Source organism: Plectonema cf. radiosum LEGE 06105, from assembly GCF_015207665.1.
GTDB lineage: Bacteria > Cyanobacteriota > Cyanobacteriia > Cyanobacteriales > Nostocaceae > Rivularia > Rivularia radiosa_A.
The window spans coordinates 1-15,536 of record NZ_JADEWL010000080.1 but is presented as its reverse complement, the minus strand read 5'-3'; the positions used below and the strand labels follow the sequence as shown (position 1 = coordinate 15,536).

General features: G+C 38.7%; 13 protein-coding genes. 11 read left to right on the top strand and 2 right to left on the bottom strand.

Features of this window, described 5'->3' with window-relative positions; translation table 11 throughout:
* The first annotated feature begins 108 nt into the window (after positions 1–108).
* The 7 genes from IQ247_RS33635 (at position 109) to IQ247_RS20410 (ending at position 6,777) form a co-directional block, all read left to right on the top strand.
* Positions 109–207: a VOC family protein gene (locus IQ247_RS33635; RefSeq protein ID WP_228059907.1), complete on the top strand. Its 99-nt coding sequence runs from the start codon at positions 109–111 to the stop codon at positions 205–207.
* Positions 208–233: 26 nt separating this feature from the next.
* Positions 234–470: a VOC family protein gene (locus IQ247_RS32705; protein ID WP_228059906.1), complete on the top strand. Its 237-nt coding sequence runs from the start codon at positions 234–236 to the stop codon at positions 468–470.
* An 86-nt stretch (positions 471–556) separates the two neighbouring features.
* Entirely contained in the window at positions 557–1,036 is a 480-nt protein-coding gene (locus IQ247_RS20430; RefSeq protein WP_193922948.1) for a hypothetical protein, read from the top strand.
* 160 nt (positions 1,037–1,196) lie between these two features.
* Complete coding sequence (locus IQ247_RS20425; RefSeq protein WP_228059905.1) at positions 1,197–3,065, top strand: iron uptake porin; 1,869 nt, start codon at positions 1,197–1,199, stop codon at positions 3,063–3,065.
* Positions 3,066–3,356: 291 nt separating this feature from the next.
* Complete coding sequence (locus tag IQ247_RS20420; protein ID WP_193922947.1) at positions 3,357–4,826, top strand: hypothetical protein; 1,470 nt, start codon at positions 3,357–3,359, stop codon at positions 4,824–4,826.
* 431 nt (positions 4,827–5,257) lie between these two features.
* Complete coding sequence (locus IQ247_RS20415) at positions 5,258–5,398, top strand: hypothetical protein (RefSeq protein WP_193922946.1); 141 nt, start codon at positions 5,258–5,260, stop codon at positions 5,396–5,398.
* 194 nt (positions 5,399–5,592) lie between these two features.
* Positions 5,593–6,777, top strand: a complete 1,185-nt coding sequence (locus IQ247_RS20410; protein WP_193922945.1) for a baeRF7 domain-containing protein — start codon at positions 5,593–5,595, stop codon at positions 6,775–6,777.
* Positions 6,778–6,980: 203 nt separating this feature from the next.
* Here the strand turns inward: IQ247_RS20410 and IQ247_RS20405 are convergent, their stop codons facing one another.
* On the bottom strand, positions 6,981–7,583 hold the full coding sequence (locus IQ247_RS20405; RefSeq protein WP_193922944.1) for an NfeD family protein: 603 nt from the start codon (positions 7,581–7,583) through the stop codon (positions 6,981–6,983).
* A 405-nt stretch (positions 7,584–7,988) separates the two neighbouring features.
* Between IQ247_RS20405 and IQ247_RS20400 the strand changes: the two genes are divergently transcribed.
* Positions 7,989–8,624 (top strand): restriction endonuclease subunit R, encoded by a 636-nt coding sequence (locus tag IQ247_RS20400; protein WP_193922943.1) that lies wholly within the window; start codon positions 7,989–7,991, stop codon positions 8,622–8,624.
* A 239-nt stretch (positions 8,625–8,863) separates the two neighbouring features.
* On the top strand, positions 8,864–10,669 hold the full coding sequence (locus tag IQ247_RS20395) for an SUMF1/EgtB/PvdO family nonheme iron enzyme (RefSeq protein WP_228059904.1): 1,806 nt from the start codon (positions 8,864–8,866) through the stop codon (positions 10,667–10,669).
* 681 nt (positions 10,670–11,350) lie between these two features.
* Here IQ247_RS20395 and IQ247_RS20390 read toward each other — a convergent pair.
* Positions 11,351–12,862: a phytoene desaturase family protein gene (locus IQ247_RS20390; protein WP_193922942.1), complete on the bottom strand. Its 1,512-nt coding sequence runs from the start codon at positions 12,860–12,862 to the stop codon at positions 11,351–11,353.
* A gap of 253 nt (positions 12,863–13,115) precedes the next feature.
* On the opposite strand from IQ247_RS20390, the gene IQ247_RS20385 reads away from it, so the two are divergent.
* The gene (locus IQ247_RS20385; protein ID WP_193922941.1) at positions 13,116–13,904 is read left to right on the top strand and encodes an ABC transporter ATP-binding protein; all 789 of its coding nucleotides are present in this window, start codon (positions 13,116–13,118) and stop codon (positions 13,902–13,904) included.
* Between the two features lie 178 nt (positions 13,905–14,082).
* The gene (locus IQ247_RS20380) at positions 14,083–15,516 is read left to right on the top strand and encodes an MlaD family protein (RefSeq protein ID WP_193922940.1); all 1,434 of its coding nucleotides are present in this window, start codon (positions 14,083–14,085) and stop codon (positions 15,514–15,516) included.
* The last annotated feature ends 20 nt before the right edge of the window (positions 15,517–15,536 follow it).

The window sequence follows — 15,536 nt, the reverse complement described above, 5'->3', positions numbered from 1 at the left end:
ATTAATCTTTAAAGGCATCATACAAGATGCCCTTTTATAAGAAGAGGTAATTGGTAATTGGTAATTGGTAATTGGTAATTGGTAATTGGAAGTATGTTTTAAATCAACATGAAGCAATTTATCAGTAGAATTGACCACTTGGTACTAACTGTTAGTAATCTTGAAGCTAGCTGTAATTTTTATAATGGCGTTCTTGGTATGGAATAGTTACTTTTGGTGACAACCGTAAGGCTTTGCAATTTGGAACGCAGAAAATTAATCTGCACGAAACTGGAAAAGAATTTGAACCAAAAGCACTTCATCCCACATCAGGTTCGGCTGATATTTGTTTTATCAGTAATCAACCACTTTCTCAAATCAAAAATCATCTAATTTCTTGTGGTGTAAAGATTGTAGCAGGTCCGGTAATCAGAACAGGAGCCACAGGAGCAATTGAACCATCTATTTATACGACATTGACGGAAATTTGATTGAAATCGCAAATGTCCGGAACACTTCACAAAATTAGTGAATCTTCGGATACTATATTTCGGTAATGCTCAAAGTAGGGCTATTAATGTCTAATTGGAATAAATACAACGTAATTGCTTTTGTTAATCTGAGCATGGCTTTGCTTATTACAAGCTGTAACGAAAGCAAGCAAGCTCAGTGTCAGCGACTTATTGAACTGGTTAATCAAGGAACTTCTTTAATTGAAAAAAATAAAGGCTCCCAAGTCACATTAAGTTTGGGATTAGCCAAAGATTTGCAAGATGTCAGCAAAAAAATCAATCAACAAAACTTCCAAGACCCCCAACTCGAAAACTTCAAAAACCAATCTGTCAAGCACTTTGAAGCTTTTAGTAAGAATATAAAATCCGCTGCTGAAGCGCTCGGTTCCGCAAAAACAGCTAAGGTTTCTTTAGCGGGTAAAGAACAAGTTCGCAAAGCGAAACAAGATATAGAAACCCACCTCAAACAAGTTTCAGATACTGCTAAACAATCTGATACCTTAGCAAATGATTTGAATAAGTATTGTAATCAAGCAGAAGAATAGGTGATGGGGGGATGGGGAGATGGGGGGCAATTAACTCCTAACTCCTCACTCCTAACTCCCGTACAGACGTAGCATTGCTACGTCTCTACAATTCCTAACTCCTCACTCCTAACTCCTCATACGTATTTTTACGGTAAATTATCATAAAAATAACTTTTATTTGACAAATATTCCTGAAGCTAACCGATTATTTCTGTGGAAGGAAATATTGGTGTTAGTAAAGCGAGATACAATGCGTGATATCAGTCTACTGATGGCAAGCGTGTTAACAACGGGACAACCTACTGTACCTGAGTTGCCCGAAGAACTGCCAGAACAACAGTTAAATACACAACAAGAATTAAGGCAGAATCAAGAACTCATAGTCGCTCCATCGGCTGAAATCGCGCCACCAGAGTTTGTTGAGTCCGATAATACTTTAGAACCTACTTACGACGAAAAATTACCAGAAAGTACAAGTAATATTCAGTTTAAAGATTCTTTTACTCAGATTGTTCCCGGAACTCAACCCTTAGAATCAGAAAATCCGATGTCACAAGTCACATCGGTATCAGAACTTGATGATGTCAGTCCAAATCACTGGGCTTTTGATGCTTTACAATCTCTCGCCAGCCGTCATAATTGCGCGATCGCATATTCTAATGGAACTTTTGCAGGGGAGCGCGTTATTAATCGCGATCAATTTGCAGTTGGAATCGATACTTGTGTACAAAAAATTAACGAATTGATTGCTAGTAAAGGAGCGAATGCGATTGATGAACAAGATTTAATTATTCTGCAACGCTTACAAAATGAGTTTCGTGCCGAATTAAATCAATTGCAAGAACGAATTATTTCTCTAGAAGAAAGAACTACCGAATTAAAAGCAAATCAATTTTCTCCGACTACTAGATTATTTGGACAAGCTATTACTAGTTTGCAAGGAACTAACACAAATGAAGTAGACTTATTTCCTAGAGATGGAATACCCGAACGTACTGCACAAACTAATCTAACTTTTGCTAACAGTATGCAACTAACGTTAGCGACTTCCTTTACGGGAAGAGATTTACTGTTAACTGGTTTGTATGCAGGAAATCTGGGTTCTTCTGCATCCTCTTTGTTTACTAATATGGGTCGTTTGGGTTTTGAGTCGGATACAGATAACGATGTATTTGTCAATGATTTATCTTATCGCTTCCCCATTTCCGATAACTTAGGAGTTGTTGTCGGTGCTGCGGGTGTGAATCCCATTAACACATTTCGCGGAATCAATCCCTTGGAAGGTTCTGGAGAAGGGGCAATTTCTGCGTTTGCTCAGCGTAACCCAATTTTAGCAATTGGTAGTGGTACAGGTGGTATCGGTTTTGATTGGCAAATTAATCAGGATATAAGTTTACAAGCTGTTTATAGCGCTCAATTTCCTAGTTTTGCTGCTGATAAAAATGTTGGTGGACTTTTCGGTGGCAGACATACTACAGGGATTCAGCTGACGGTAGCACCTACTAAGGATATAGATATTGGCTTGAATTATCTTTATTCCCACTCGGAGGATGGTTTACTCGCAACTGGTATCGGTGATGCTCAGTTAACTTCTCCTTTTGCACCGACTACAGGCTTTGATACTCAAGCTGTTGGTGCTACCATTGCATGGCGCATCAATCCCAATTTGCAATTAGGAGGTTGGGGAGGCTGGACTTTTTCTAATCCAGAGGATATTCAAGGTAGGGTAGAAACTAATAATTGGGCGGTATTTGCTGCTTTTCCCAACCTAGGGAAACAGGGGAATTTAGGAGGAATTATTGTCGGACAACCCCCGAAAATTACATCTAGTAGTTTACCTGATGGATTCAACTTTCCCAACTTTTCTGACAACGGAATATCAGGAGGAAGGGATGCTACATCTTTGCACGTAGAAATGTTTTATCGCGCTCAGTTAAATCAAAATTTAGCCTTGACTCCCGGTTTTTTCGTCGTTTTCAACCCCGATCACAATCAGAGTAATGACCCTTTGATAGTCGCAGCGTTAAGAGCCACCTTCCGGTTTTAGTTTGATGTAAGTGTAAATGTAATCAATCGCGTTAGTTGTATTTACCTGCAATTATCGAAAGTTAGGAGTTAGGAGTTAGGAGTTTGGAGTTGTAGAGACGTAGCATTGCTACGTCTGTACGGGAGTTGGGAGTTGTAGAGACGTAGCACTGCTACGTCTGTACGGGAGTTAGGAGTTAGAAGTCGGGTTTTTCATACTCTGGCAAATTTTTTCAAAACCCAACTTCTGTAGATATCAGCAGCGCGATCGCATTAGTTTATTTAATTTTTTTTACAAAACACTTTTTTTGATATGCAACAAGTTAAAAATTACCGGAAATTAGCTTTTACAGCGATTCTCAGCAGTGGTTTAACCGTAACAATTCTAGGTTTAGTCACACCAAGGGTTTTTGCTCAACAAACTACAACTTCATCACTCACTGTTCAAAGTACTGGTACAATATCCGGAACTCTTGTACTTCCTTTTTTTAATCCCAATTACAACAAGGTTCTAACTCGTATAGATACTGATGAAAATGGTGCTTATTACCGCAACATTGGAACTAAGCAAAATCCTGAATTAGTCCAAGTTTATAAATCAGAATATGTAAAGGTAAACGTCCGTGATGATGGTAGCATGAATTACCACGTTAATTTTAAAGGTATTCCTGTTGCCTCTTTCGATGCAATTATCAAATCTCCCGTACTTTCAGACGGTGAAATGACAACCTTTAGATATGATGGTAGACCGGATATGGAAGGAACCGTAATTAAAGGGGTAGTTCAAGATGAATTTGGGGTAAAAAGAGCTTTTTATACAGGTATTCTTACTGACCCAAATACGGGAACGCAGTATCAAGGAACTTTTGAGCTTACAGGACAAGGACCAAGATATAGCGATCGCAATGGTGGTGATAGTCCTAATGTATTTGATTATAAATCTGACCAACCTGGTCTTCCAAGGTCTGAGCCTTACAAAATTAAAGACGATTCTCCTTTAGTAAAACTCTACATTAATGTACCCGAAGGTACGACAATTCTGAATTCATCAACTGGTAGTACTACTTCCACATCAACTGGTGGTACTTCTACGTCAACTGGTAATGAAACTTCTACGTCAACTGGTGGTGGAACCTCTACGTCAACAGGTGGTACAAATTCAACTCCTCCTACAACTTTTACTCCTCCAAGTCTTCCTATAACCTCTACATCACCTGGTGGTACAAATTCAACTCCTCCTATAACCTCTACGTCAACTGGTGGAACTTCTACGTCAACTGGTGGTACAAATTCAACTCCTCCTATAACCTCTACGTCAACAGGTGGTACAAATTCAACTCCTCCTACAACTTTTACTCCTCCAAGTCTTCCTATAACCTCTACATCACCTGGTGGAACTTCTACATCAACAGGTAATACAAATTCAACTCCTCCTACAACTTTTACTCCTCCAAGTCTTCCTATAACCTCTACGTCACCTGGTGGTGGAACTTCTACATCAACAGGTGGTACAAATTCAACTCCTCCTACAACTTTTACTCCTCCAAGTCTTCCTATAACCTCTACATCATCTGATGGTGAAACCTCTACCACTTCGATTTTCTCAACTCCGTCCATATCATCAACTCCCTCTACCGATGTCAGCAACATAGAATTTAGTAGCGGTAATTCATTTGTCGCTAATTCCGTTCTAGAAAAATCTTCCAATATCGGTAATAAAAGTGATGAAAACATTTCTCAATCCAAACAACGAGGTCCCCGAAGTCGTATAATGATACGCTAAATTTAAAAGCTAAATTAATAACACTTGATATTTAGATATAGCAGATTTCAGTTGAGTCCAATACAACCTCACCCCCTTCCCCTCTCCTTATTAAGGAGAGGGGTGCCCGGAGGGCGGGGTGAGGTAAAATTTGTATTGCACTCAAATGAAAACCGCTATATTTTCTGGAATACAATTAAAGCAAGATAAATTTGATTGCATAGCTAATGAAAAAATAACTAGCTAAAATTTTCATCAGTAATTGGTAGCCGCAACCAATTACTGGGATTTAAAATTATGCAACCGTGTCTCATAATGAAACGAATAACTTTGGGCTTTGTTACGCAAGGATACAAGGCTGTAGGGCAGAATTCACCGGGTAAATTTTTAAGGTCCGTTAGCGTAGCGTGTCCGTCAGGACATAGCCCCCGGATTTATCCGTGGATTATGCCATGCACGAAGCCCCTAAATTCAATTTATGGGGCATTAATTACGAATTACGTTCGCGTAAGCGTCTCCCGAAGGGAGAAATTACGAATTACGAATTATACTCACCTTCACGCTTTCTCGCACCACAAAGCTTTGATGAATAAGTTTTTATCACACTTTTGATTATTAATTACCTCTCCAAGGAAAGAGGAAAAATCATCATTATTGCAGTGGAATAGGTCTATACTAAACAGTTGCGCTTCAACTGTTTTGATGTAGCAAAAATTCTTTCAGACCGTTGATGGTTGATATTTGCGGACTGACTTGAACTATTTCATGTTAATAAGAGGAAGTTTGAATGAAATTAATTTCCAGAGAGGAAATAAAAACTTTAGTAGAACAGCCAAAAGAAAATAGCATTTCTATTTATATGCCAGTAATTTCAGCGGGTGCTGAAGTTAGACAAAATCCAATTAGATTCAAAAATTTAATCAAACAAACCCAGACTCGTTTAATTGAAGCGGGTGTAGATGAAACTCAGGTTACGCAGTTGTTACAAAAAACCTCCGAATTTGATAGACAAGGTTTTTGGGAAGGAATAGGAGAACAAGGATTAGCGATTTTTATCTCTAATAATTTATTCCGCTACTATGTTTTACCCCTGGAGTTTGAAGAGTTAGTCGTAGTTTCAGACCATTTCCACGTTAAACCGCTGTTGCAAATTTTAAATCACAACGGACGTTTTTACATTTTGGGTTTAAGTCAAAACAAAGTAAGAATGTTGCTAGGTAGTCGTTACCGCTGCCAAGAAATTGATTTAACAGTCGTTGAAAATTTACCTACAAGTTTGGATGAAGCGCTTCAATATGATGACTTTTCCGAACAACCATTACAAAGACATACAACCGGGAGAAGCGTTTCCCAAAATGCCCAAGCAGGTGTTTTTCACGGACAAGCTGTGGGTACCGATGGAGCTGAACACAAAACTAATATTATGCGATTTTTCAAAGCTTTAGCAAAAGGCTTGGAAAATAAAATTTTACATGATAATGAACAAGTACCTTTAATATTAGCAGGGGTTGATTTTTTAATCCCCATGTACAAAGAGGCAAATAGTTATCAGTATTTAATGGAAGATGCTCTAACAGGTAATCCAGAAATTCTCAGTCCCCAAGAATTACATTCACAAGCTTTACCTATTGTCGAAAATTACTGGAATAATTCTCATAAGAAAGTTATAGACTTATACAACGAATTATTAGGTTCTAATAGCGGCAATGCATCTAATGACCTTGAAGAAATCGTCACAGCAGCATATTATCAAAAAATAGATACGCTCTTAGTTGCACAAAAGCAACATAAATGGGGTTTGTTTGATCCAGGTTCGCAGAAAGTATATCTACATTCGGAAGAAGAAACTGGTGATGAAGATTTACTAGATTTAGCCGCAGCCCATACATTAATTAATGGTGGTATGGTGTACGTGCTTGAAGCGGAACAGGTACCTTCTAACGAACCTGTTGCAGCTATTTTCCGATATTAAACAATTACTCATTACCAATTACCAATTAGACCCCTCCAATTTTAATTACAGAGTGGTAGACTACTAATTTAACTTTCTACCATTTTTTTGTGTCTATATTATATTTTGGACGTTTCTAGAAAGTTTTCAAAATTCAAAAAAACCCGGTTTTTTTGATAAAACCTGGGTTTTTCAACACCTCAAATTCTTAGATTAAAAAAAATTTAATCCACCTTTTCAATCGCTTTAGCAGCCAGATAAGGCTGATTTTCATAAACCTTAACTATATCTGGATTAAAATCCAAATCATAATCTCTTTTAATCACCGCAGCATCAAAGCTACCGACTACACCAGTTACTTCAATATTTGTACCAACAGCAGGAGCATCTTGATCGCTTACTACTAATATTGGTTGTCCTCGTAGAGATTCTTTATCATATGCAACAAATGCTTTGGGACCAACAATTTCAGTAACTTTAGTGCTAACTGTAACAGTCTCTCCAATAAGTTCAGCCGCAGGTAATGCCGCACTTGCAGGTATATTATCTGTTGCATCTGGTGATGCAGCACCTGTAGTCTGAGGTATGTTAGCATCTGTAGTCGGTATTGGAGTCTGTATAGTTGTATCCCCTGTAATTGCCGCTCCCGGTGTTTGTTCTGTTGATTCTACAGTACCTATTTGGTCATTTGCATCGCAACCAGTAAAAACTAATGCAAATAATGCGATTGCGATCGCACTATTCACTTTCTTCATTTTCTGAATTAAATCGCTCATATTATAACGCTTTTTACTAGTGACGCGATTATTATCAAGTCTATCTATCATGGTAAATTTCCTCAGTAGGGTAATATGCCAAATTTTTACTCATTAGTATTACTATTGCTTGGAAATTGAATCATCAAAAAGAATCTTTACTTTTAATAGCGAATCAACGCGATAAACAAATAAACTCCAAGTTTTTTACCAGCAATTACCGTTAATACAAAGCAAAAATTGAATATATATTTTCGTTAATTAATAGCTTAAGCAAGTTAACTATATATCACTTCTATCTCTAGAAAGAGAATAAATTCAACTAAATTATATGATGTTTTTATTATTCCCTTTCTTTTGGTAGATGTGTTAATATTACAATCACCTAAGTTGATATATTTTTTTTTGGTTAATATCCTTGTAATTGACTATATAGTTAAACAATTAGTTAAATAATAAGATAAACCCAATATCATCATGACACTTCTCAACGCTCGCAATTTATCATTAGAAGATGTTCAACGTCTTTTAGGATTTCAAGAAAATTACAATGATTCATTTACTTCATTATTGTCTCTCGAACCTTTAACAGAAGTAGAGCAACAAGAACTGTTACAAATTCGGAATGATTTTCGTCGATATCTCACAGCAGGTAAAGTTTCCGAAGGACAAGTAAAATTTCTTGTAATTGCTCCTTTAATGCGTTTAGCAGGGTTTTATAGTTACCCAATTCAAATCAAATTGGAAGAAGATATCGCTGAAATAAAAATAGAAGATGAAGATATAACTATTACAGGTAGATTAGATATTTTAGCTGTTAACAAAGTTAGAAAATTAGCAGATAAAACCTTTCTTTGGGTACTATTAATTGAATCTAAAAACAGCAGTATTTCCCCATCATCCGGTTTACCTCAACTGCTAACATATGCTGGCTCAAACTTGCAAAATCAAACATCGGTGTGGGGATTAGTTACCAATGGACAATATTACCAGTTTGTGTATATCCAACAGGGAAATTTTCTAACTTATCATATGATGCCATTATTAAACTTGATGGAACCAAGCCGTGCAGTTGAATTATTACAAGTACTCAAAGCAATTTGTCAGCTTTAAAAATCAATAGAATTATATCTCGGATTTATAAAACCAATCCCACCCAAATCGGAAAACAGCGCAATATTCCTGCTTCATCTCCTTCTAATTTTATCTTTAGAAAAGGATTTTATTTCTGAAGCATCCATGTTAAACTCAATAATAACAAAATTTATGGTAAATCTTCCTACTGCATAAGTAGCAACTTGGGTCATCTATTATAGATATAGTATTAAATATAAAAATAAGAATCTTCTGCGATGAGCAGTGAAAATCCCGTTAAAACAATCTTGGTACTGTCAGCGAATCCTAAAGGTACGAACTCATTGCGTCTGAGCGAGGAAACTCGTGAAATTCGTGAAGGGTTACAACTGGCAAAACAACGGGACAAATTTAAGATAGAGTCAGCACAAGCAGTACGCTACAGAGATATTCAGCGCTCTATTCTGAGTCACAAACCCCAGATTGTGCATTTTTGCGGACACGGTGCAGGAGAATCAGGCTTAGTATTTGAAGATGAGATAGGACAACAGAAATTAGTCGATGCACAAGCATTAGCTGGATTTTTTGAATTGTTTGCAGATAAAGTCGAGTGTGTAGTACTCAATGCCTGTTATTCCCAGATTCAAGCCAAAGCGATCGCCAAACATATTGATTATGTTATCGGCATGAGCAAGGAAATTGGTGACAAAGCCGCTATTGAATTCGCTGTTGGATTTTATGATGCTCTAGGGGATGGAAGTGAGTTTGAGTTTGCACATAAATATGCTTGTAGCTCTATCCGCATGGCAGGAATTTCGGAGTATTTAACACCTAAACTTTTAAGAAAACAAGAAATTTCTGGAGAAAATATAGATACCACTCCCCAAATAACTCCGCTTCCACCGAATGCTCGTCAAACAATAGTGGTTTCTCCTCCACCCGCACAAGAAGAAAGCAATATTATTAAGTATCGTCAAAAAGTTGAAGGATTTGCTGAAGATGGTGTAATTTCTGAGATTGAATCCCACATACTAGACGATTTACAGAAAAAGCTTGGATTAACTGATCAACAAGCCGGTAAAATCCGAGAACAAGTATTAGAACCTTATGATATTTACAAGCAACAATTTACCAAGAAAGTAGCTGAACAAGGATACCCACTAAGGGAAACAACTCAAGCTGAATTAAAGAAGTTGCAAAACTACTACAAAATTAAAGACGAATATATTAATTTATTAAATCAGGAAACCGAAAAACTAATTCAAACCAAGCCGTTTGAATTCGAGACAGCCACCCTGGGGAAAAATCTTCAAATTACCCGCAGTCGCAGACAAGCCGAATCTTTCAAAGAAGATTTAGGCAATGGTGTATTCCTAGAAATGGTAAAAATCCCTGGTGGTAGTTTCCTCATGGGTTCCCCAGAAAATGAACTAAAACGTTTAGATAGGGAAAGTCCCCAACACAAAGTCACTATTCAACCCTTTTTCATGGGTAAATTCCAAGTCACCCAAGAACAGTATCAAGCAATTATGGGCGAAAATCCCTCTCACTTCCAAGGAAAGAAAAAACCTGTTGAATCTGTAAGTTGGAATAATGTTGTGGAGTTTTGTGATAAGATATCTAAGAGAACTGGAAAAACCTATCGCTTGCCCAGCGAAGCTGAATGGGAATATGGTTGTCGGGCTGGAACGACTACGCCATTCCACTTTGGTGAGACCATTTCCACTGACCTAGCTAATTATGATGGAAATTACACCTATGGTTCTGGAGCCAAGGGTGAATATAAAAAACAAACTACAGATGTTGGTAGCTTCCCTGCTAACGCCTTTGGATTGTATGATATGCATGGGAATGTATGGGAGTGGTGTCAAGACATCTGGCATGAAAATTATAATGGAGCGCCAATTGATGGTACTCCTTGGTTAGATGATGGTAATAATAATTCCCGAGTGCTGCGCGGTGGTTCGTGGCTCACCACTCCTGAGACTTGTCGTTCTGCCGACCGCACCTCCGACAACCCGGACGTCCATTACGACTACCTCGGTTTTCGGGTGGTGTGCGGTGTTGCGCCGAGGACTCAGTAGCCCTTTGCCCCTCTTGCCCTTTACACTTCTTTATTTGCCCTCGCGCGAAGCGCGAAATTTTTTTTGAGATGCTGGATGACTGACTTACCTATTATAGAGAAAACCTAGGATTTAATCAAGTGGTATGTACCAATTTTAAATCGTCTGCCCAGAAAGCATAAATTTACTTTGGGAGAGCGAATGATAGTGGGGCTGTATGATTTTCTGGATAGCCTTATCATAGCACGATATGCCAAACAGAATATGCTTTAAAACCTATATTTGTCGTGAGGTGAGAAGTCGGGTTTTTATGATGATTATCTGATTTGACCTTTTGAAAGTTTAATACTTTACCTGGCGACTATAAGTCGCGGCTACAAAAACAAAACCCGCCTGCGCGGGTTTTAAATTACTAGTACTTGACAACGTAACTTATGAGGGATTTGTTCGTATACCGACGTGCTGTAGAGACGTTATACATAACGTCTCTAGACAATTTTGGGAAAAACTAACCTTGGCTCATCTAAAAATTTGAAACCCACGCAGGTGGGTTTTGCCCGTGTAGATGCGGTTTCAACCGCCGAATTTTAATTTCAAGGTGAAATAACTCCTCACTCCTCACTCCCAACTCCCAACTCCCAACTCCTCACTCCTAACTCCCAACTCCCAACTCCCAACTCCCAACTCCCAACTCCTAACTCCTCACTTTAACAACTCCATCACCTGCTCCCGTTTTACCAAAGAATTCGCGCACAAAATACCGCTAGCAGCCACCGCAGGAACTCCGATTCCCGGCATGGTGCTGTCACCAACACGGTACAATCCTTTAATCGGTGTATTAGTACTAGGAAACATCCCCTTACCCGCAGCAATTGCCGGACCATAAGTTCCTTGATATCTTCTTAAATAACCAGCATGAGTTAACGGTGTACCGATAAGTTCTAAAACTACCCGTTCCCGAATATCCGGAATTACTTTTTCTATAGCTCGATACAAAGTTTGCGCTTTTTGTTTCTTCTTCTCTTCGTAATAACTATCTTTTTCCCATCCCACATAAGGTTCCAAAGTATAAGCGTGAACCACATGATAATTAAGAGGTGCTAAAGAAGCATCCCAAACACTGGGAATCGAAATCATACAGGTGTTTCCTGGTACAGTAATATCCTGTTCTCCATCGTGAACAACTACATGATGTCCCGTCAAATTTTCCAAACCATCTCCACGAAAGCCTAAGTGTAAATGCATAAAACTTTCCACCGCAGGAGTATTTAAAGCTGCTTGGCGGTAAGATGTGGGTAAATCTTCAGGATGTAATAATTTGCCGTAAGTATCCCAGATTGTAGCGTTGGAAATTACCACCGGGGCTTTGATCATTTCTAAGGGATGGGGGGAAGATAATCGCACTCCGACGGCTTGACCATTTTCTACAATAATTTGCTCAACATGACATCCCAAACGCAACTCACCACCCCAACGTTCAAAACCCCGCACCAAGGCATCTACAATTGCACCGCTACCCCCCAAAGGATATTCAATTGCAGTATGAGAACGTTCCCCCAACATAAATGCTACCTCCGGAGCAATAGTACCGCTGCCTTTTAAACCCGACAACAAAAAGCATTCCAGGTCAATTAACCTTCGTACCCAAGGGTCTTTGACAGTTGCATCCATCACACTGCCTACCGAACTTTGTACCAAAGGTAAATTGGGTAACATTTTTAATAAAGAAGGTAAATAACGACTCAATAAAATCGGCATTAACTGCCAATCAGCCCGTAAAGCCAAAGTCGGAATACCTTTCATTGCTTCGTATAAAGGCAACAAACGACTTTCAAATTGTTCTAATTCTCTTGCACCTTGGCGTGTAATTTTAGCTACTTCTTCCCTGTAACGTTGAGAATTGCCGTAAACAGCAAAACTACCTTCAGGAAAATGATAATGTCCCAGGGGGTCATAAGGTACAGTTTGGAGAGATTCACCTAAAACATCGAGAACTTGTTTTACAGGATTCAAACTTCTAGCATCACTCAGTCCACAATAGAATGAAGGTCCAGAATCAAATTCAAATCCTCGTCGTCGAAAACTATGAGCAGCACCACCTGCAAAATTATGGCTTTCGCAAACAATTACCCGTTTACCGTAACGACTGAGTAATGCAGCAGCAGTTAACCCACCGATACCACTACCAATGACTATGACATCAAAATTTTTCACTGTTATTTGTTAGTTGATGGTTGTTATTTTGTACTACTAGTTCATGTCATAAGTTTTGGGGGTAATAAATTGGTAATTCGTAGTGCGAGCATCTTGCTCGCTAGAAGCTACCAGGGAACTAGAAACTACCAGGGAGCTAGAAACTACCAGGGAACTAGAAACTCCCACTACGAATTTATTTACCCCGCAGAATTAAAGTGGTCGAATACTACTATCCACCATCCACCATCCACTATCTATTAACTGATGAGTAATGAGAGAACAACCACTAATTCAATTAAAAGGCGTTTCTAAATCTTTTGGTAGCAATAAGATTTTAGATCAGGTCGATTTTAATATTTACCCAGGAGATGCATTAGGAATAATTGGTCCTTCGGGAACTGGTAAATCTACGATTCTCCGGATAATTGCTGGATTAACTGCTGCCGATGAAGGAGAAATTTTTATCCAAGGTGTGCGACGAGAAGGTTTAGTCGAAGATGGTGTGGATGCTTTGGGAATTGGGATGGTTTTCCAGCAAGCGGCTTTGTTTGACTCGTTAACAGTTGATGAAAATGTGGGGTTTTTACTTTACCAGCATTCAAGTCTTTCTAAACGAAGGATTCGGAAACTAGTTGAAGAAAAATTGGAAATGGTTGGTTTACCTGGAGTCGCAGATCGATTTCCTAGTGAACTTTCTGGAGGGATGCGAAAACGGGTGAGTTTTGCTCGTGCGATCATATCCAATCCAGAAAAACCCGAAGAATCACCATCCGTTTTGCTCTACGATGAGCCGACAGCAGGATTAGATCCCATTGCTTCCACTATAATCGAAGATTTAATTCGGCAATTACAGGTTGCTGAGGGAACCTCTAGCAGCTACGCTATCGTTACCCACCAACACAGTACAATTCGTCGTACCGCTGACAGAATCGTGTTTCTCTACCAAGGTAAAGTACAGTGGGCAGGAAAAGTCTCCGAAGTTGACACCACAGAACATCCTTCTATTAGACAATTTATGAGTGGAAACATTGATGGTCCAATTAAAATTGCCGGTGCATGAAACATTAAGCATTACTTATCTTGGTGATTAATCCCCATTAATTAATTGAGTATAAATTTAGAAATTATAGAAATCAGATAAATGATAGAAATCATATAAATTATTAATGATTAAACAATGTCCGAATACCTATTACCTATTTACAACTTCTAACTGTAGCTCTATAAGGAGGTGAAAAATGCGATCGCGATTGGTTCGAGAAGGTTCTGTAGGATTATTAATTCTATTGGGTTTAGGAGTCTTTGGATTAATTTTCCTTTGGCTGAACAGAATAAGCGCGAATGGTCGTACTTATAGCTTTATCGTAGAGTTTAAGGACGCTGGTGGCATGCAAAAAGGTGCTGTTGTTCAATATCGCGGTGTTAAAGTCGGCAATATCGCTGAGATTACAGCAGGTGTAAACAACGTAGATGTAAAACTTGATATCAACAAAACTGATCTAATAATTCCCCGCGATGTCAGAATTGAAGCTAATCAATCTGGATTAATCAGCGAAAGCATTATTGAAATTACACCACAAAGCACCATTTCTCGTGCTAATGTAGATGCTGGACCTTTAGATCAAAATTGCGACCCTACTATAATTGTCTGTAACGGCTCTCGTCTCAAAGGTGAAATCGGTATCAGCGTTGACGAACTGATTCGCTACAGCAGCCGTTTATCCGAAGTTTATAGCCGACCAGATGTATATAACAACGTCAACCAAGCCTTAAAAAACACCTCTTTAGCAGCAGCCCAAGTCGCTCAACTGACTCGCGATGTTTCCAGTTTAACAAAAGCTACTCAACAAGAATTACAAACTTTCTCTTCTGCGGCTACACAAGTAGCTAATGCTGCTAGCCAAGTTAGTGCATCTACTGATAAAACTATCAATCAATTCAGTACTACCGCATCGCAACTCAACGCAACAGCAAAACAGTTTAGCGGTACAGCACAAGAATTTAGCGGTACTGCCAAAGAAATTAGTTCCACTGCAAATCAAGCTTCGAGACTGTTAACAAATATTGATAACTTAGTTACAACAAATCGTTCCTCCCTTGTAGGTGCATTAAATGACATCACCGCAACTAGTTCCCAATTAAGAACTACTGTGAACAGTTTATCCCCAGCCATAAATAAATTTACCACAGGAGAGCTATTACAAAACCTCGAAACACTTTCAGCTAATGCAGCAGAAGCATCAACAAATTTACGGGATATCACCAAAACACTCAACGACCCCAATAATTTATTAGTATTACAGCAAACATTAGATTCAGCGAGAGTAACTTTTGAAAACACCCAGAAAATTACCTCAGATTTAGACGAATTAACCGGAGACCCAAGGTTTCGGCAAAACCTCAGAGAATTGGTAAATGGTTTAAGTGGCTTAGTATCTTCCACAGAACAAATAGAACAGCAAGTAAAATTTGCTGCCACCCTCGACTCCGCAAAAGCCAACCTCAATCCACCAACTCCAACAACTAGAAAGCAGCCTTTTAGATTTGAGTCCTCATCCGTTACCGTTAAAAGTAACGAAAAAATCAAGCAAACAAAAAATCTACAGCCAAATTCATCATCCCAACAACAACTGTTAAAGCAGCTTCGGGAATATCAAAAGATGAGAGAGTGAGAGGATGGGGGGATGGGGGG

Bases quoted from the DNA above. Each gene is read 5' to 3' on its own strand.
- IQ247_RS20410 (WP_193922945.1), top strand. From the start codon at position 5,593: ATGAAATTAATTTCCAGAGAGGAAATAAAAACTTTAGTAGAACAGCCA.
- IQ247_RS20415 (WP_193922946.1), top strand. From the start codon at position 5,258: ATGCACGAAGCCCCTAAATTCAATTTATGGGGCATTAATTACGAATTA.
- IQ247_RS33635 (WP_228059907.1), top strand. From the start codon at position 109: ATGAAGCAATTTATCAGTAGAATTGACCACTTGGTACTAACTGTTAGT.
- IQ247_RS20420 (WP_193922947.1), top strand. From the start codon at position 3,357: ATGCAACAAGTTAAAAATTACCGGAAATTAGCTTTTACAGCGATTCTC.
- IQ247_RS20400 (WP_193922943.1), top strand. From the start codon at position 7,989: ATGACACTTCTCAACGCTCGCAATTTATCATTAGAAGATGTTCAACGT.
- IQ247_RS20380 (WP_193922940.1), top strand. From the start codon at position 14,083: ATGCGATCGCGATTGGTTCGAGAAGGTTCTGTAGGATTATTAATTCTA.
- IQ247_RS20385 (WP_193922941.1), top strand. From the start codon at position 13,116: ATGAGAGAACAACCACTAATTCAATTAAAAGGCGTTTCTAAATCTTTT.
- IQ247_RS20395 (WP_228059904.1), top strand. From the start codon at position 8,864: ATGAGCAGTGAAAATCCCGTTAAAACAATCTTGGTACTGTCAGCGAAT.
- IQ247_RS20405 (WP_193922944.1), bottom strand. From the start codon at position 7,583: ATGATAGATAGACTTGATAATAATCGCGTCACTAGTAAAAAGCGTTAT.
- IQ247_RS20430 (WP_193922948.1), top strand. From the start codon at position 557: ATGTCTAATTGGAATAAATACAACGTAATTGCTTTTGTTAATCTGAGC.